This window comes from Acinetobacter sp. CE-15 (genome assembly GCF_051059255.1).
Classification (GTDB): Bacteria; Pseudomonadota; Gammaproteobacteria; order Pseudomonadales; family Moraxellaceae; genus Acinetobacter; species Acinetobacter guillouiae.
In genome coordinates this window covers 2,350,038-2,367,423 of record NZ_CP192737.1, presented here as the reverse complement: position 1 = coordinate 2,367,423, position 17,386 = coordinate 2,350,038, and the positions used below count along the sequence as shown (strand labels likewise).

Genomic DNA, 17,386 nt, shown 5'->3' with positions numbered 1-17,386 from the left:
TTTAAATAAATTCGCCTCACATTAAAACCTCAATGAAAGTGCTAATTTTTCTTATTTTTTTACTATGAATGATTAAAAAAATATGCACATCGTCAAAAAGGACTAATCTAAAATGAAGAGCTTTGAATAGGTTATAAGTATCTGTTTTTAAAATTTTAATTAAAATTGAAGCCACCTTAATTATTATAATTAGTCCATATGATCGATGTATTTAAAAAAAATGTTTATACAATTTTTATATTCGACCACTTTGGCAATCAAGGAATTAAGATGGGACAAGCCTATATTATTGCTGCAACGCGTACAGTTAACGGCTTAAGTAATGGAATAATTTCGTCATTTATACCAAGTGAATTATTATCTTTTGTTTTTAATTCATTAATTATAAAAACTAAATGTGATCCTAAATTTATTGAGCGTGTTTTAATCGGTTTCGTAAATCATCCAAATTCAAATATCAAAAAAATTATAAATGACGCCTTAGCACACTCAATACTCTCCCCGCAGCAACTGGTAAATAGGCTTGAATATCAACATAATACTGCACAGCAAACGTTACACTATGCAGCACAGATTGTAATATCTGAAACACACGATATTGTTATTGCATCAGGAGTCGAAAATCATCTCAGTTGTGATCAGCAGACGTGGGTACCCAGCCATGCAAATAAATCTACATTTTTTTTAAAGGATACCGCTTTAGATCAAAATGCGCATATGCTTTCAGTAAAGCAACTAAGCTATGCTATGGAGTTATTAAAAAAATATCGCTTAAATCGAGATTTGCTTGATTATTATAGCTTTAATAGTCACTTTAAGGCACTCAATGCTTGGCAAGAAAATAAATTCGAAGCTGAAATCATTCCAATGCTACACAACTTTAAAAATTCCTATGCACCCCATATGCGTATTCAAGATGAATCTATAATTGAATATATGTCTTGGTCTTTTTTTACTAAATCTCCGACTATTTTACCTGATATCCCGATGACATCTAAACATATCAGTTCCAATGCATATGGTGCATCAGGATTAATCATTGTTAATGATCGAGGTCTAAAATTATTGAAAACACCGCCAATTGCTCGAATTTTGTATATGAATAGCTTGCAGTCCAACCACAATGACATCGATGCAAATATATTTTTTGCCACACAAAATGCATTAGAAAAAACAGGATTGACCATTAATCAAATTGATCTCTATGAAATGAATGAGGTTTTTACCCCTCTTCCACTCGCTTGGTTGAGTGTTCTTGGGGCTGACCCAGATAGATTAAATATTCATGGTGGGACACTAGCCCTTGGTGAATCATGTGGATCTATAAGTACACGTATGATGACGACGCTATGCCATGCATTAATAACTACTCAGGCAAGATATGGCATGCAAATTCAATATGACAAAAAAGATTGTATTCAAATTACGATTATTGAGAAAGTTTAATTCTAGGTATTGAACTAAATTTGCAACACCCAGAATCGGTATGGGAGAATTTATATTTAATTAACCCTTAACCAAGTTTGACTTCTACCCAATGCTGAAATTCCTAAATAGCCTCGAAGCTTAAGTTTTTTCCCGTTTTCAACTAATTCTCCTTCCAAGCTATAAATACGACCAGAATCAGGATCTAAAATTTTTCCATCTTTAAATTTTCCACTTTCTACTAATTTTAAACTATTAATTACGGTTGTACCCTGTAGGCGTTTTCCCATTAACCTACCGTTACAACTTTTACAAGTCAATTTGTTCTCTACATCGAAGACATCTACAATACTGCCATTATAGATATTGTCTTTTACTTTTTTAATTTCTATAAGAAATTTGGGTTTGCCAGTTTTATCATCAATGGTCTTCCACTTTGTGCCTTGAATCGAATCATTTGCCCAAGAAGCAGAAGCTAGAAAAGCACTTGCTACGAAAATTAAAATTTTATTCATAAACGTATCCTTTTATTTATGGCCTTATTTCCAAGCCAGAAGCTAAACTCATATGAGTTTCAGAAAATTTATTGTTTTTTAATAACTGGATTAAAAACAAACAAAAGGCAAGCTAACAAAAGGTGGCTCTGATTTATTCATCACAAAGAACTAATTTATAGTTTTACCTGCCTTAAGTTTTAGCCATTAGCCAAGTAGAAATAACGAATCAAAAAAACGTAATGACAAAAACCAACCTTTTTCTCAGGTTTATTTTCTCCATTTTTTTGTCATCTTGATGAAGATACCAAATTGCATCAGGGTGAAAACCAAGGAAATGACAATGAGAACGATCAGTAAGTCTAAGCCATTCGATCACGCATTACGTGAGTTAACTAAAGCCCCTTTAATTGCTTTACCAACTTTATTCTTGTTTATTATCTGCCTAGCCATTCTGGCAATTGTTGATTACTGTGTAATCCTTGGGATGATTCCACTATGGGTAGGTATGATCATTAATGGATTTACAATCTATTTTTTATTTAGCCCAATACATGATGCATCTCATGGAGCATTTTCGCAAATAAAATGGATCAATGAAATTCCAGGTCATATTGGTATGATTTTCTTTGGTCCGATCGCGCCATTTAATCTAGCACGTTTTATCCATATGCAGCATCATCGCTGTACCAATGAAAAAGAAAATGACCCAGATTATTTTGGACACAAGATGGATATTTTTTTTCCATTACGTTGGAGCAATTTTGACTATTATTATTCAAAATATTTCTTTTTACGTGCTAGTCAGGCAATGCGTAAACGTTTACTACCTCACTTGGTCATTCATTTCTCTTCAATCATTGCTGTATTAGCAGCTCTAATTTATTTTGGATATGGTCTTGAAGCGCTTATGCTATGGATTTTACCAACAAGAATTAGTTCATTCTTATTTGTTACTGCATTTGTATTCTTGCCACATGAACCATTTCAAAGTACAGCCAAAGAAAATGAGTATCGGGCAACTAATGTGCGCCCAGGTGCTGAATGGTTACTTACGCCACTACTTGCGTACCAAAATTATCACTTAATGCATCATCTTTATCCTACTGCACCCTTCTACCGCATGTTGAAATTGTGGGAATTAAAACATGGCCATCATATAGCAAATGACCCGTTGATCATAAAAACTTTTGGTCTTGCGCCAGTAAAAAATGACCAGTCAAAAACGACAAATGATGTGAGTACATAAGATGAAAAAATGGCAATGTCGATTTTGTTCATTTATTTATGACGAAAAAGTTGGAATTCCTGAAGACGGGATAGCACCAGGAACATCTCTGGATCAATTTTCAGATGATTGGATGTGTCCAGATTGTGGTGCAACTAAAGAAGATTTTGAGGAAATATTTTAAAACTCATTTCGAGGCAATCAATCTGTAATGACTGATCTTTGCCTCATTGTAAGTGTTCTAAAGATTTATTTTTTCAAGGAGTGAGAAAATGGACAATCTTTTTTCAAATACAAGCTTAAATAACAATATTTTGATGACAAAGCTCATTCCACCAATATCAATAAAACCACAGATTAAACGAACTCACTTATTTAATCATTTAAACAAAAATACCAAGGTTAAATTGATTTCTGTGATGGCACCTGCTGGATTTGGTAAAACAGCATTTTTAAGCCAAATTTATATTCATCAAAAGAAATATCGTAAAGTCATTTGGATGACGCTTGATAATGCAGACAATGACTGCAATCATTTTATTCAACATTTATCATATATTTGGTTTAAAACGACTAATCAAGCTTTTAATAGTAATTTTCTTGAAAATATTACTCAGTATTCAGAACCTTTTTCAATTTTTTTGGATGAAGCAGAACATATTTATGATGTATCAACGCTCAATTTTTTACAGCAGATCATCGATTATTTACCCTTACATAGCCAAATTATCATCAGCTCCCGCCAGTTATTGCCTTTAAAAATTGCCTCATTACGTATTCATTGTCAAATACTAGAAATTACTCAAGAAGCACTCAGTTTTAGTGCAGATGAGATAAATAAGCTGGTCCTAAACAATTATGGATTTCAGCTTCATCCAAATGAAATTAATTTATTACTCAAAAAAACAGAAGGTTGGATTATTGCTATTCAGCAATTCGGTTTAACGTTAACTTCGAGACATTCTCTACATACACAGATTCAGAAGTTTTCAATTCATCATAGTGAACTGAATCATTTTTTAAGCGAAGAAATTTTAAATCAATTACCCAATAATCTTCAGGATTTTTTATTGAATTGTAGTGTCTACTCGCAATTTTCTGTGGCCGATTGTGATTGGTTGCTCAAAATAAATAATAGTGCTTATTTACTTAAACAATTAGAGCAAAAAAACCTTTTTCTTATTCCTATGGATCAGCAACATGAAAAATATCGTTTCCATGGTTTATTTTTAAGTTATTTACGGAATCAGTTTCAAAGTTTATACCCTATAAAATTTAAATCACTGCATTTACGTGCTGCAGAGCGTCTACTTTATTTAAACCAACCGATTGAAGCGATTGAACACTATTTATTAGCAAAAGCGTTTGGCAAGTGCATCGAGATTTTGACTCTACATAGCCAAACATTGCTAGAAAAAGGTAGAATACGGTTTTTATTACGCTGTTTGGATCAAATACCAACCCATATTTTTGAGAATTTGCAACACTTACAAACAGCATATACATTGGCTTTAATTTTAAATCATCGTTATGCTGAAGCTAAATATGTGATCGATAAAATGAAAAAGCAAAAATTGCTATCTTATATTGAAACTAAAATATTAGATTGCATATGGCTCACAATGACTGATCATATCGAGGAAAGTTTTGCTATCTGTAAAATAATTTATAAAGATCAAAATACATATGATAACTTGTTGAATCATTTTTTTATTTTAATTTATTGCCATTATTTAATCGCAAATAACAAAATTGATTATGCTCGAAAAATAACTCATAAAATTATTAATAATTCTCGATATAATAGAAATGCTTTTATACAAACTATTTATGAGTACAATGAAGCATGTATAGAGTTACAACACGGGCATTTAAATCAGGCTTATATTCGATTGTATACAAATTATAATTGGAGTTGGCGAGATCATCAAAATGATGTAGCTGGTGGTCAAGCAATGATTGGAGTTCCTTTAGCTGAAATTTTATATGAAAGAAATCAATTAGAAGAATCATTAAGTTTAGTCAAAAATTGTCTTGCCTACGCACGTCAAAATGGTCATATAGATTCATTAATATCTGCCTATACACTATCCGCTAAAATTGAATATTCATTACATCATGACAAAACAGCAGCACTATGTTGTCTTAAAGAACTAGAATATATTGGAGCAGATTTTAACTTTATGCGTGTTAAGGCCAGTGCTCTCCTTGAACAAGCGCGAATACATTGGCTGAATAAAGATTATTATCTTGCGCGGAACATTTTGAATGAAATCATTGCTTGGGATATTTGGCATACGCTAGATAATTTTTATATGCCAGCTCAGTATCTTGATACCCCTCAAATGCTTATATGGCGAATTGATATAAGTCACAGTGACGGGAAAAAGCATGAGCGAAAAATTCAAGATTTAATTAAACATACAAAAAATTTACTTCATGAAAGACGTGCAATTAAATTAAAAATGATACTTTCTACTCTTTATTTTAGCGAAAATAATCAGAAACAAGCATTTGATTGTTTTAGAAGCATATTGTTAGATATTGGTAATGAAAAGTACCTTAGAAGCTTTTTAGATGAAGGTCCTATTATGCATAAATTGATTTATGCTTTTTATGAAAATTATAGGGAATCATTTCATCTAGATTCAAATACTCGTAAAATTTTGGAAATTTTAATTTCGCTAGTCGATTATTCTACAATCAAAGAAACACCTCCAAATAGAAAAAATGTATTTTATGAAGCTTTAAGCAAACGAGAATTAGAAATTTTAAGTCATGCCGCTGAAGGACTACGTAATCAAGAAATTGCAGATAAAATTTTTTTAGCAGTAACAACGGTTAAGGCCCATCTTAGACGTATACACTCTAAACTGGATGCACACTCTCGTACAGAAGCTGTTGCCATAGCGAGGAAAAATGGCTGGTTATAGTGATCAATTGGTATTTTTCCCTTGTTAAAGCATTAACGGCGTATGATTTTGCTGTTGAATATTTAAAAGTTTAAATTTCTTGCTGTTCCTTACATTTAAGTTATAACTTGGATAGAAGCTTGGAATACCCACCCACATATTTTCTAATTGCCTCAATCAAGAGATTTCTTCAATTTTCATGAAAAATATCAATGGTCAAAGAAAATTTAAAGGTAATTCAGTTGTATACTTAATTTGCTCCATCGCAAAACTGGAGCTCACATCAGTAAGACCAGAAATTTGAATTATTTTTTTATACACTTTGTCATACTCAAGCACATCGGGTACAGCGACTTTTAACAAATAATCAGTCTCTCCAGCCATTCGGTACACTTCTATAACTTCATCGATTGTATGGATATGATTGTGAAATTTTTCAATCCATTCTGCATTATGTTGTGCTGTTTTAATAAAAACCATGACAATCACATTGATATTTAGTTTTTTACGATCTAATAAAGCAACTTTAGCGCGAATGATGCCTTCTTCTTCCATTTTATGAATGCGTCGCCAACATGCTGTATTACTTAATCCAATACGATCTGCGATATCGCCAATCGCCCAGGTACAATCTTTTTGTAATAGTTCCAAAATGCCTCGATCGTATTTATCTAGCTGTAATTTCATGCAGTTCACTTTATATAAGAAATTAAAAAAATGAGTCACTGATTTATCTATGATTGGAATGATATTCTATTTTTGACAAGATAAATAGATTTTTAATTCTTAGTGCTGATTACTTGAAACTCTCATTCAAATTAAGAGTAGTTCAGATAAGTTATGGCTCTATTCACTGTTTTTTTAATGCATTGCAAATAAGAATACGGCGTTATAGCGATTGGAAAAGTTCTTGTAGGGTTTGGATAAACCATGTTCTGGCTTCTATGTCATCTCGATGGTTATACCAATTGGCACTCACATTAAATGGTTTAACTGAAAATGGTAATTCAAAAATATTGACATCACCATTACGCGCATAAACTTTTGCCGCCCGTGAAGGCAAAGTCACTAATAATTCAGAACTGGTCACAACATCTTGTAAAACACTAAAATGAGGAAGCTCAAGCATGATTTTTCTTTTTAAGGACAGTTCTTTCAGTCTTTGATCAATTTCAATATGACCCGTTGAAGATTTAATAGCAGCATGATTTTCTTGAAAATATTGTTCTAAACTCAGTGTATCCCTGATACGTGGATGGTACTTATGCGCAATGCACATATAGCGTTCTTCAAATAAATTACGTGATTCAATTTTAGGCATAACGGTATAACTACTATTGAATACAGCAACATCTAAAAAACCTTCAGTCAGCCAGTCTTCTACTTTATGCGATTGAATTTCTTCAATTTCCACCTTAATAAATGGTGCTTCTTTAGAAAGGTATTGAATTAACGAAGGTAGTAGACATATTTCACCTAAATCAGATAAGCCTAAACGAAATATCCGAGTTGAGGTTTTTGGGTCAAAGTATTTAGACGCTGTAATTGCCATTTCAATATCGGTAATTGCTTGTCTAAAGCTTGGGTATAAACTTTGTGCCAACTTGGTCGGTTTGACCCCAAATTTGTCTCGTTCAAATAAAGGGTCATTTAAAAATTTACGTAGGCGATTTAGATTGTAGGTGACAGAAGGTTGGCTTAAATTGAGGCGCTCAGCCGCATGACTAATATTTTTAGTTTCAAAAACGATAATAAAAACTTTAATAAGACTTAGATCAATCAATTGTAATATCTCTATTGAATGAGGGAGGTAGACCTCCCTGCTCTACTTTTAGATTTGTAGCGCTTTCACCGCCAATTTTTTTTTCAAGCGTAAGTGAATCATTGAAACACTCATTACCGCAATAATACAGGGGATTGATAATGCGATAAAATTATAATTAATGGGCAGACTTAAGCTTAGCAACCAACCACATAAGATTGGCCCTAAGATTGCACCTAAGCGTCCCACACCTAAAGCCATTCCTAAGCCTGTTGCGCGAATATTGGATGAATAAAATTGGGACATATACGCCAATAATAAGATTTGCCCACCAATTGATGCAGCACCTGCAACCGCAATACAAAAATAAAGAATGACCATTGGTAAATTATAACTCAGTAAGATTAATGCGATCGCGCCACTTAAAAACAGTGAGCATAATACCTTTGCCAGATTAAAACGATCCGCTAAGTAGCCACCACAAATTGCACCAAGCATTCCCCCAATATTTAAAGCCAATAGAAAAACCAGACTGGTCGATAAATCATAGCCTGCTTCTACCATTAATTTAGGCAACCAATTACCTAAAGCATAGACCAGTACAAGCGCCATAAATACGCTGCCCCAGAATAAGAGTGTTACCATCCCACGATTTTCTGCAAATAAATCCTTGATCGGGGTTTTAGAGGTGGATTGATTGTCTTGATGAAGACCAATTTGAGTCTGAGACGTATAGGTAATATTGCCGTCAATTTGTTTAAGAATCTCAATGGCTTGGTCGGTTTTATCACGGCGTACCAAATAATCAATCGATTCGGGTAACAGCTTCCAGATTATGGGAATGAGTAAAAGTGGTGTGCCTCCTAGAATAAACATGATTTTCCAACCAAATTGCGGGACTAACCACATTCCTAATAAAGCTGAACACATCCCACCAACTGCATAACCACTAAACATTAAGGAAACCAAGGTTGAACGTAGTTTTTTAGGTGCATATTCCGTCATCAAGGCGATTACATTTGGCATGACTCCGCCTAAACCCAAACCAGCCAAAAACCGAAAGATTGCAAAATTTTGTGGATTATTGGCATAACCACAAAGTAAAGTAAAACCACTGAATAAACAGATACATAAAATAATTAATTTTTTGCGGCTAAATCCATAGCTTTCTAATTTATCACTCAGGCTACCGAAAATAATTGCACCAAACATCATCCCAAATAAAGCGACACTGCCCAGAAATCCAGCCGTAATACTGTCAATTTTCCATTCTGCCATCAACTTGGGTAAAGCAACACCGTAAATCACTAAATCATAACCATCAAAGATAATGATCAATGCACTGAGTAAAATCACCCGCCAATGAATGGCTTTTAATTTGGCATGATCAATAATTTCATTTGCATTTATGGTTTGCATAATAGACCTCCCTGGTCATATTGTCCTGTTTGTAATCTTTGTTGTTTAAGTCGTCATTTCAGTGTGTTGTAGTTGTTTTGCTAATGCTGCTTTAGCTGTCTGAATATCATTTTCAAGCGAATGCTGCCACAACCAGTCAAAACGCTGTGCCAGATGCTGCCCTATTGATTCAAAATCAGGATATTTCGATGAATATAGCTCATAGATTTCACCTGATTCACGCGAGGTATTTTGAACTTTCACGGCGTGCGCTAATCGAACTTGCTCATAGATTTCAGATACAGCTTTGATAGATTCAGATGTCAGCTCAGGGTTTTCTAATAATTTAGCTAAAATCAAAGCATCCTCTAAACCTTGTCCGGCACCAGCACCTTGATGCGGTAACATGGCATGAGCAGCATCGCCAATCAAAATCACATTATTGCTTTTGTTTTTATAGGTTTCTAAAGGTTGAATTTCATGTAATGCCCAAATTGTTGGTGAGTCGATCAGATCTAATAATGCCTTACAACTCTCGCTCCAGTCTGCAAAATCAGCCAGCATCGTTTGTTTTGAAACAGGCGATGTCCATGGTGTATTCTCTGCTAATACGGTTTGCGTGCGATCTGACTTAAACGCGACAATATTAATTTCTTCACCCTGACGGATTGGGAAAGTTAAGATATGTTTATCTTTCCCTAAAAGCATTTGCGGTACATCGGCAATTTCTGCATCATTTCCCAGTTTTGCAATAGCTTGCTTAAAATCTTGAAATTTAATAATTCCACGATATGCCCAAGTCCCCGAAAATTGTGGTTCAACACGCGCTAATTGATTAGAGTCAAGCACATGGTTTCGGACGACTGAACGGATCCCATCACAACCAATCACATAATCAAATGTAATATGTTGACCATCCATAAAGTGAATTGTCGCTTGTTCTTCATCTGCCTCAATTTCTTGTACACGTTTATTAAAATGTACATTTGTTAAAGGCACTAACGGAATTAAACGATCGAGAAAATCTGCACGATGTACCGAAGATTGTCCGACTTGTGGCGCAATCGATGCGGATAGATACTCATCGGTATAACCATTACGCCATTGAAACCAAATATCGGTGTATGGTGCCTTTACCTGATCTGCAATAGATTCATATTCTTGACTTAGACCTAATAATTGAATGGCTTTAACTGCATTGGCACCAAACGAAATCCCTGCACCAATCTCGGAAAACTGCGATGCGGATTCAAAGAGATGTACATCTAAATGTTTATTTTTGACCAATTGAGTCGTGAGTGCTAATCCAGCAATACCGCCACCAATCACAGCAACTCTAATTTTTTTGTCCATTTTTAGCATTCCTTACTAAATCGCTTAGAATTCTATGATTGGTTATTTTTTAGAATAAATCCAATTTATATTTTTAAGTTTATACTATCTAAATTTTTGATATTTATTTAAATAAATCTCTTTCCTAAAGCAAAAAATGATCATGTTGAGTGAATCATATTGGTATTGAAAGTTCCTTCTCCCCACGGGAAAAGCTAGGATTAGGGGAATTTTATGTTGATTTATAGTTTTAAAAAAGGACTTTTTGAAAAATTCTAAGGTATTGATATAACTAAATTATTGTTCTATTTCTTGAAGAGTGTTTTAAATATCACGCTTAGTTTCATAAATTTATTTGAGACTTAAATAAAATATTTAAGAACCTTGTCTATACAACACTATTTTTCTTATTGAGATCACTTTTTAGATTTAGACTTTTCAGAGGTTACATTGATATACGTGTAACCACGCTGTTCTTCAAATTTTTCATACTTTTCGGCAATTGTTGGATCAGATAAATCCTCACCAATTTGAACATCACCATGAATTCCATTTAAGCCATGAATTGCTGAAATGTGATTGCTCCAAGAAGTACGGTCTGCGGCAGTCGTCTTATATTGGAGTAAATAATTATCTAGGATTCCCTTACCTGGTTTATCAATCTCATTACTCAATGCTACGAGATAATCTATTTTATTTGTTCTATCCCATTCTATTGAGAATCCTGCACGATAACAAAGTTCAATATGAACTAGCAGCATAGTACGACCATTTCCATCTAAAAAAGGATGGCCATATGCAAATAATCCCATGGTCTCGCCAAACTTGTGATTCATCATTTTAGGATCATTGGCTAGACTTAAGCCTTGTTCTATAGCAAGCTGTGCTGACATAGGATGTGCAAATAATGTATCTGCTTTTTTTATCGCGCAATTTGGTGAAGTGATTGATCTATCTTGGCCAGCCCAAGGATAATAATCTGAAAACAAAATATGATGAACTTTTAGGAAGTCCGCATAAGTTATTCGTGGACATGATGCTAAAAAATCTAAGGCTGTATCAATATTCGCTTCAAAATAAGCATGTTCAAAACGCTTAACGATTTCTAAATTTTTATCTTTTCTGAAATTGCGTAAATAACCATTTGTCTCAAAATCATTAAAGGGATCAAACATGTTGAGTTTCATCAAAATAACGGCCAAGCAAAATCAACATTTGTGAACCATCGATCACATTTGCTCGACGTAAAGCAATCACTAATTTTTCAGTTTCGTCTGGTTTAACATCATCATCAGCTAAACGAGTAATCGTTTGAGCCAATAGACTACTTCTAGTATTGATATAGCTTATATGGTTTTGACGTGCAAGTTTCGCTATATATCTTTTCAACCCTTTATGTGGAATTTCATTCACATTCAGCATCACAAAGTTCCTTAATAAAACTGCCCCTCTATTATAACAACATGGGTAACTTCTACGCTAATAAAAAATGAGATGCTATTGATGGTTCGTTAATTAAATTATCTAACTGTCAAATATTAACTTAGTTTACATCTCAATTTAAATTACCAATAGGCTCAGCAAGTTACTTTAAAAACCCACAGTCCACGAGAGTTGTGCTGTACGTGGTGCACCAAGAAATAAATAGTCATCGCCTAAAAAACTCCCCGCATCGCGCCAGTATTTTTTATTAAACACGTTATCAATGTTGAATCGAAGCGTATTGTCATAACCATAAGCACGGAAGTTATAAGCTGTACTTATATCAAACACGCTATAGCCTGATACTTTTACTGTACCTGTTTTATTGGCATATTTACTGCTGCTGTATTGCATGCCAGCCAATAAACGTAAGCCATCTACTTGTGGTACTCGATACGACAGATGATTAGCAAAACGGACACTTGGTACATTCTGAGTTTGATGACTTTGATAATCTGCCACTTGTATTTCTTTTAAACGTGAACGGATCAAAGCTAAAGAAGAAGTCATATCTAGATTTTGCCCGAAGCGTCCCTGTAAGCCCAATTCCAAACCAAGGTTATGTTGCTTACCATCCGTGACAAAGTATTTGTCTGCGTTGGTGTATTGATTGTCTTGGGTTAAATCGAACAATGCCGCGGTAAACAGTAATGTTTGCCACTGCTGCTTAAGACCCAATTCATACTGAGTTGAATTTATCGGTGCTAACGTTTTAAAAGCATTACCTTCAATACCTTGATCAGGAATACCAGTAGCAAACCAAGGGGCTTGTCCACCATCACTTAATCCTTTGGCATAAGAAGCATAGAGATGAGTCTGTTCCCAAGGTTGATACATCAACGCAAACTGTGGCAAGAAACGATTAAAATTGGTCTCTCGGATGTTGTTTGCATCTTCATCATAGGCATTTTCATTTAAGTGCATCAATTTACCACCCAACAGCATTGACCATTCAGCGTTAAAGTCAATCTGGTCAATTAAGTTCAGTGCAGTTTGTTGACTGTCTAATGATTTATAATGTTTACCTAAAGTTTTATCAGTAGGCGCATACGTTATAGGATCATTATAAATATTTCCTGTACCGACCAATTCATTGATTGCATTATATTGTGTATGCCGTTTCCCTGTATGTGACAGTTCTAAACTTAGCTTATGCTGCCAAGCCCCAGTGCTAAACTTGCCGTTTAATCCTGCTTTAAATTGATTGGTTAAGAAGCTGTCATCAGGGTTACGGAAATCGTAAATATCATAGTTACCATTTTGGTCAAAAGTATTACCTAAACCTGTCGTTTGGCAAGTACTGCTATAACAACCCCACGGAAATGCTGAATAATCATCAATCACGACACGGCTTTGTGCAGCAGACAGATTTGTTGTCCAGTTGTCATTGACTTGGTAAATATATTTTAAGCTGGCATTTAGGCTTTCATTGGTCACTGGTTTACTCCAGCTTTGATAGCCAAGTAAACGATCCCATTTAACCCCAGTGGGTACAGTTGTACCATCCAGTAACTGATAACCTGCGACTGAGCGCTGACGTTGACGCTGTGGTTCAATGTCAAATTCTAATTTTGAGCGATCTGAAATCTTCCAGTCTAAAGCCAAAGCACCAAATAAACGCTGCCCATCTGCATGCTCAACATAAGGATGAATTTCCTCTTTGGCCAGATTCAGTCGATAACCAAACTGCTGCTCTTCTCCCAACCAGCCACCCAAGTCAGTTGCGACACGATTGCCACCATGACTATCTACTTCAACGGTAATAGCATGAATGTCTTCTGGACGTTTAGTGACATAATTGATGACACCACCCGGTGTTGACATCCCACTTTGGATTGCACTTATACCCTTTAGAATTTCAACTTGTGCTTTGTTCTCAAGCGCCACATTTTGCTCGCCACGCAACAAATGACCATTGAGCAAATAACTTGATCCAAGATTTAACCCAAAACCACGCATAATAAAGTTTGGATAATAACCAATGGGCGCATAGCCATCACCGATTGCAGCATCATTTTTAACAACATCCGTCAGGTTTTTTGCATGTTGGTCAACGATACGTTCAGCGGTGACTGTACTGATAGATGCAGGGATCTCAGCAAGATTTTGCTGAGTAAATCCTGATAAATTTACCTTGGGTTGATAATAAGCAGTTGATGTTGTTTCTTCTGTTTGAACACTTACTTTAATCGTTTTAAGCTGTTGTTTATCTTTTTCAGTATCAGCATGTGCCAATGCTGAACTTAGCCCTAGACATGAAAATGAACCAATTGCCAGTAATGCTTTTTGTAAACGAGAAAATGGATACGTTTTCACAGTAATTGTCTAACCCCAAAGATAATCTTACAGCCTAAATTTATGCGCATGAGTATTCACAATTTTCTTCGATTGAACAAGCATTTCTATAAGATATTTAAGCTTTAAAAAATATTTCGATAGAGTGGAATAGATATAAATTCTCGAGAGGAATTTATGCCTCATTGTTTCAAATTCGATATGCAACTTGAATATGTTGTATATCAATTTGGTTTGATTTAGATTAAATTTTTTCGATTTCTAGGAAGCTTTGAGCTGCTCTTGGGTTAAACAAAAATGCCACTATTATCAGCGAGAGGATTAAAAATGCGATAAAAATCATGAGTTGATCGAATAAACTAAACCACTGAATTCCTTTGATCCTAAATAGAGTAATAATAACTTGTACCAAATAAGGCGCAGCACCAATCAAGTTAATAAAAATGTATACACATAGACCAAATATTTCTCTCCGCTTAATCTTTTCCAGTGTCATCCCCTCTTTAAGCTTAAACATTTTTGTCTGAGGATCTTTTACTAAGAAATCTTTACCCCGTTTATAAAGTTTCAAAGCTCTTTTGCTATCCATACTTAAAAGAGCATATTTCAATACATCAATATCTTTATTCTTATACTTTAAAAAATTTTCAAGTTTAGATACTTTTATGTGGTGCTCCATAGCACTTTTAAACTCACTTAGTGAAGTATCATCTATAAGCTTTTCTTTATACTCAATTTCTTTGTGAAACTTTTTACTCGTATGTTCTGTATAAGTTGCAAAACTGGAGAAGACACCAGATTTCGAGAGAAGATAAACAAAACCACCAAATGTAATTAAAGCCAAAAGCACACTGATAAATACTAATCCATAAGTATTTTCAATTATTTTTAATGCGATTTGGGTTAAATCCAAAGAACCACTTAGACTAGTCGCCATTGCTCAAATCCTCTCCATATTATATAAGTTTTCAACCACTTTATTGTTGTCCTTCCTGCTAAATATAAATTCATTAATTTAAGTCATAAATTGTACTTAATAATAAAGTTAATTAATAATTTAGAACAAAATATTTTATCATAAGCCCTTACTTCTTAAGCTAAAACTTTGCTAAAGCATCAAGGTGTTGCTGGAAATCACCTTCCGTCCCTGCAGCATTTACATGATCGAAGTAATCATACCAACCACTTGCTTGAATACCTGTTAACAATGCATCACGTGCCTGTTGATTTGGAAAGCGCCAAATCCCCATAAAGCGATGATAACTACTTTGATCAACTACAGTATCAATCTCGGTGAGTGTTAAAAGCTCGACACCCAGACTAGACAAGCCTCCCATAGCTGCGCCAACATCAGCCAAATATTGTTGACGCTCTTGTATAGGTAAAGCTTGCCAAACTGCATTGGGTGTATAGAGTTCAATGAGATAGTGATTCATGATTATTCCTTGATTTAATTCAACGTTTTATATCGATAATTTAAAAAGATTTTTATATAAATATTTTATAAGCGCTTATCAACAAGATTTTTCGCCACTTTCTCAAGTAAACCTGTTAATTGTTCACGTTCAGCTTGGGTTAACCCAGCAAACAGACTGGCAATCCAGCGACTATGCTGATCAAACACAGTTTTTGCGACTTGCTTGCCCTTTGCCGTCAGCTGAATACATAACGCGCGACGATCTTCCGGATCTGCGTGACGTTCTACCAATTGTTCACGTTCTAAACCATCCAGTAGTCCAGTGACTGTGGCACGGGTAATTCCCGCTTGTTCAGCCAAAGTTTTAGGCGCTACAGCATCATTAGCTGCATCAAGGAGAAATAAAAGCACAAATCTCCCTTCAGATAAGCCATAAGGCGCAAGCTGTGCGGCACAGTCTCGATCAATACTTGAAGCGAGTGAAAGCGTTTGAAAACAGAGGCGTAAATTTTCAATATCTGCCATTTTACGGCGTTGCGCTTCATGCAAAAGCGCGGTGTATTTCTGTTCTAGACTCATTTAGTATTTAGCCATATAGTATGGTGACTAACTATATATTGAATATTTTAGCTGTGTCAAGATAGATTCTTTACCAAAAAAAACAGTGCTTAAATTGATCAATTTTAAATGGACTAAAACAGATTTTTTCAGATTAATTTTTATGTTTACTTTATCTCGTGTTAAATCGCTAAAATAATTCTTAATATTATTTTGAATAACATAGAGCCTAGCTCATGAAGTTTTATAATTTATTGAAATATATTGTTAAAGTTTAATTTGTTCATCAATTAAAACCCATTCAATATTGCCCTTTCAAAGTGAAGAAACGCCAATTTATTCGCCGTAAAGCAAGGCTTAAAACTCAACAAAATAAGTCGCAATCATACGATGTATATTCCAAGTCAATATTCATCACTTATACATTTTTATTGCTGATCTAGGTCTAAGCTTTTGAAGATGAAACTAGATATTGATCTAAATTTTTAAGGGAAAAATCGATGATTTGCAAAAGCATTTGCTCTGAATAACCATCTCTGGCTTGAACGGATAATCCATGTAGTACTAGTCCGTAATACTGCCCTAATATTTCAGGGTCAGCATGTTCTAATAATTGCCCATCCGCTTTCGCCTGTTTAAAGCGCTTAACCAGACTTTGACCACGTTCAATACGTTGTTGCTTCATCCAGTCTAAAAGGCTTTGATTTTCCTGACTTAATACGCTTGCAGATGACACAACCATACAGCCATATGAATGGTTATTCTGGGTATAGAGTTTGATTGCATCTTGAAATAATTGACTGATCGCATCCTTAATATTTGCTTGTTGTAAAGCGTGGATCGCAAAGCCGCCTTCATTTTCTTCGTAGTGTATAACAGCTTCTCGAAACAACGCTTCTTTAGAGCCAAAGGCTTTATAAATACGTGCTGAAGCAATACCTAAGACCTCGACTAAATCTGACATCGAAGTCCCTTCATAGCCATGTTGCCAGAAAAAATCACGCGCTTGAATCAGTGCTTTTTCCCTATCAAATTCTCTTGGTCTACCAGCCATAACGACGCTTCAATCCGATTTAGTATTTT

General features: G+C 34.8%; 16 protein-coding genes. 4 read left to right on the top strand and 12 right to left on the bottom strand.

Features of this window, described 5'->3' with window-relative positions; genetic code table 11:
- The first annotated feature begins 270 nt into the window (after positions 1-270).
- The gene (locus ACQ7EO_RS10935; protein WP_434277266.1) at positions 271-1,446 is read left to right on the top strand and encodes a hypothetical protein; all 1,176 of its coding nucleotides are present in this window, start codon (positions 271-273) and stop codon (positions 1,444-1,446) included.
- 56 nt (positions 1,447-1,502) lie between these two features.
- Here ACQ7EO_RS10935 and ACQ7EO_RS10930 read toward each other — a convergent pair whose 3' ends face one another.
- Positions 1,503-1,940, bottom strand: coding sequence for a DUF2147 domain-containing protein (locus tag ACQ7EO_RS10930; protein WP_434277265.1), 438 nt, complete (start codon positions 1,938-1,940; stop codon positions 1,503-1,505).
- Positions 1,941-2,262: 322 nt separating this feature from the next.
- On the opposite strand from ACQ7EO_RS10930, the gene ACQ7EO_RS10925 reads away from it, so the two are divergent.
- From ACQ7EO_RS10925 to ACQ7EO_RS10915, 3 genes are all read left to right on the top strand, one after another.
- Positions 2,263-3,168, top strand: coding sequence for a fatty acid desaturase (locus tag ACQ7EO_RS10925; protein ID WP_434277263.1), 906 nt, complete (start codon positions 2,263-2,265; stop codon positions 3,166-3,168).
- 1 nt (position 3,169) lies between these two features.
- Entirely contained in the window at positions 3,170-3,331 is a 162-nt protein-coding gene (locus tag ACQ7EO_RS10920) for a rubredoxin (RefSeq protein WP_434277261.1), read from the top strand.
- Positions 3,332-3,419: 88 nt separating this feature from the next.
- Entirely contained in the window at positions 3,420-6,080 is a 2,661-nt protein-coding gene (locus ACQ7EO_RS10915; protein ID WP_434277260.1) for a LuxR C-terminal-related transcriptional regulator, read from the top strand.
- A gap of 195 nt (positions 6,081-6,275) precedes the next feature.
- Here the strand turns inward: ACQ7EO_RS10915 and ACQ7EO_RS10910 are convergent, their stop codons facing one another.
- From ACQ7EO_RS10910 to ACQ7EO_RS10860, 11 genes are all read right to left on the bottom strand, one after another.
- Complete coding sequence (locus ACQ7EO_RS10910) at positions 6,276-6,746, bottom strand: Lrp/AsnC family transcriptional regulator (RefSeq protein ID WP_004720411.1); 471 nt, start codon at positions 6,744-6,746, stop codon at positions 6,276-6,278.
- A gap of 202 nt (positions 6,747-6,948) precedes the next feature.
- A complete protein-coding gene (locus ACQ7EO_RS10905; protein WP_434277259.1) occupies positions 6,949-7,842 on the bottom strand; it encodes a LysR family transcriptional regulator in 894 nt (297 codons plus the stop codon).
- A 48-nt stretch (positions 7,843-7,890) separates the two neighbouring features.
- Positions 7,891-9,240, bottom strand: a complete 1,350-nt coding sequence (locus ACQ7EO_RS10900) for an MFS transporter (protein WP_434277258.1) — start codon at positions 9,238-9,240, stop codon at positions 7,891-7,893.
- A 45-nt stretch (positions 9,241-9,285) separates the two neighbouring features.
- The gene (gene salA, locus ACQ7EO_RS10895) at positions 9,286-10,572 is read right to left on the bottom strand and encodes a salicylate 1-monooxygenase (RefSeq protein WP_434277257.1); all 1,287 of its coding nucleotides are present in this window, start codon (positions 10,570-10,572) and stop codon (positions 9,286-9,288) included.
- A 395-nt stretch (positions 10,573-10,967) separates the two neighbouring features.
- Positions 10,968-11,726 carry a Fic family protein gene (locus ACQ7EO_RS10890; RefSeq protein ID WP_434277256.1) on the bottom strand — a complete coding sequence of 253 codons (759 nt, stop codon included), beginning with the start codon at positions 11,724-11,726 and terminating at the stop codon, positions 10,968-10,970.
- Positions 11,719-11,973 (bottom strand): hypothetical protein, encoded by a 255-nt coding sequence (locus ACQ7EO_RS10885; RefSeq protein WP_239045623.1) that lies wholly within the window; start codon positions 11,971-11,973, stop codon positions 11,719-11,721. The genes ACQ7EO_RS10890 and ACQ7EO_RS10885 overlap by 8 nt, the downstream gene beginning before the upstream one ends.
- Before the next feature lie 168 nt (positions 11,974-12,141).
- Positions 12,142-14,349 (bottom strand): TonB-dependent siderophore receptor, encoded by a 2,208-nt coding sequence (locus tag ACQ7EO_RS10880; protein ID WP_434277255.1) that lies wholly within the window; start codon positions 14,347-14,349, stop codon positions 12,142-12,144.
- Positions 14,350-14,572: 223 nt separating this feature from the next.
- Positions 14,573-15,265, bottom strand: coding sequence for a hypothetical protein (locus ACQ7EO_RS10875; RefSeq protein ID WP_314337364.1), 693 nt, complete (start codon positions 15,263-15,265; stop codon positions 14,573-14,575).
- Positions 15,266-15,425: 160 nt separating this feature from the next.
- Positions 15,426-15,764, bottom strand: a complete 339-nt coding sequence (locus tag ACQ7EO_RS10870) for a DUF6616 family protein (protein ID WP_434277254.1) — start codon at positions 15,762-15,764, stop codon at positions 15,426-15,428.
- Between the two features lie 65 nt (positions 15,765-15,829).
- A complete protein-coding gene (locus tag ACQ7EO_RS10865) occupies positions 15,830-16,324 on the bottom strand; it encodes a MarR family winged helix-turn-helix transcriptional regulator (RefSeq protein ID WP_434277253.1) in 495 nt (164 codons plus the stop codon).
- Between the two features lie 424 nt (positions 16,325-16,748).
- Entirely contained in the window at positions 16,749-17,357 is a 609-nt protein-coding gene (locus ACQ7EO_RS10860; protein ID WP_004821566.1) for a TetR/AcrR family transcriptional regulator, read from the bottom strand.
- Positions 17,358-17,386: the final 29 nt, after the last annotated feature.

What these genes read in the sequence shown, in the direction of transcription:
- ACQ7EO_RS10860 (WP_004821566.1), bottom strand. Translation starts at nt 17,357, where the DNA reads ATGGCTGGTAGACCAAGAGAATTTGATAGGGAAAAAGCACTGATTCAA.
- ACQ7EO_RS10875 (WP_314337364.1), bottom strand. Translation starts at nt 15,265, where the DNA reads ATGGCGACTAGTCTAAGTGGTTCTTTGGATTTAACCCAAATCGCATTA.
- ACQ7EO_RS10930 (WP_434277265.1), bottom strand. Translation starts at nt 1,940, where the DNA reads ATGAATAAAATTTTAATTTTCGTAGCAAGTGCTTTTCTAGCTTCTGCT.
- ACQ7EO_RS10935 (WP_434277266.1), top strand. Translation starts at nt 271, where the DNA reads ATGGGACAAGCCTATATTATTGCTGCAACGCGTACAGTTAACGGCTTA.
- salA (WP_434277257.1), bottom strand. Translation starts at nt 10,572, where the DNA reads ATGGACAAAAAAATTAGAGTTGCTGTGATTGGTGGCGGTATTGCTGGA.
- ACQ7EO_RS10890 (WP_434277256.1), bottom strand. Translation starts at nt 11,726, where the DNA reads ATGTTTGATCCCTTTAATGATTTTGAGACAAATGGTTATTTACGCAAT.
- ACQ7EO_RS10910 (WP_004720411.1), bottom strand. Translation starts at nt 6,746, where the DNA reads ATGAAATTACAGCTAGATAAATACGATCGAGGCATTTTGGAACTATTA.
- ACQ7EO_RS10920 (WP_434277261.1), top strand. Translation starts at nt 3,170, where the DNA reads ATGAAAAAATGGCAATGTCGATTTTGTTCATTTATTTATGACGAAAAA.
- ACQ7EO_RS10865 (WP_434277253.1), bottom strand. Translation starts at nt 16,324, where the DNA reads ATGAGTCTAGAACAGAAATACACCGCGCTTTTGCATGAAGCGCAACGC.
- ACQ7EO_RS10925 (WP_434277263.1), top strand. Translation starts at nt 2,263, where the DNA reads ATGAGAACGATCAGTAAGTCTAAGCCATTCGATCACGCATTACGTGAG.
- ACQ7EO_RS10915 (WP_434277260.1), top strand. Translation starts at nt 3,420, where the DNA reads ATGGACAATCTTTTTTCAAATACAAGCTTAAATAACAATATTTTGATG.
- ACQ7EO_RS10900 (WP_434277258.1), bottom strand. Translation starts at nt 9,240, where the DNA reads ATGCAAACCATAAATGCAAATGAAATTATTGATCATGCCAAATTAAAA.
- ACQ7EO_RS10870 (WP_434277254.1), bottom strand. Translation starts at nt 15,764, where the DNA reads ATGAATCACTATCTCATTGAACTCTATACACCCAATGCAGTTTGGCAA.
- ACQ7EO_RS10885 (WP_239045623.1), bottom strand. Translation starts at nt 11,973, where the DNA reads ATGCTGAATGTGAATGAAATTCCACATAAAGGGTTGAAAAGATATATA.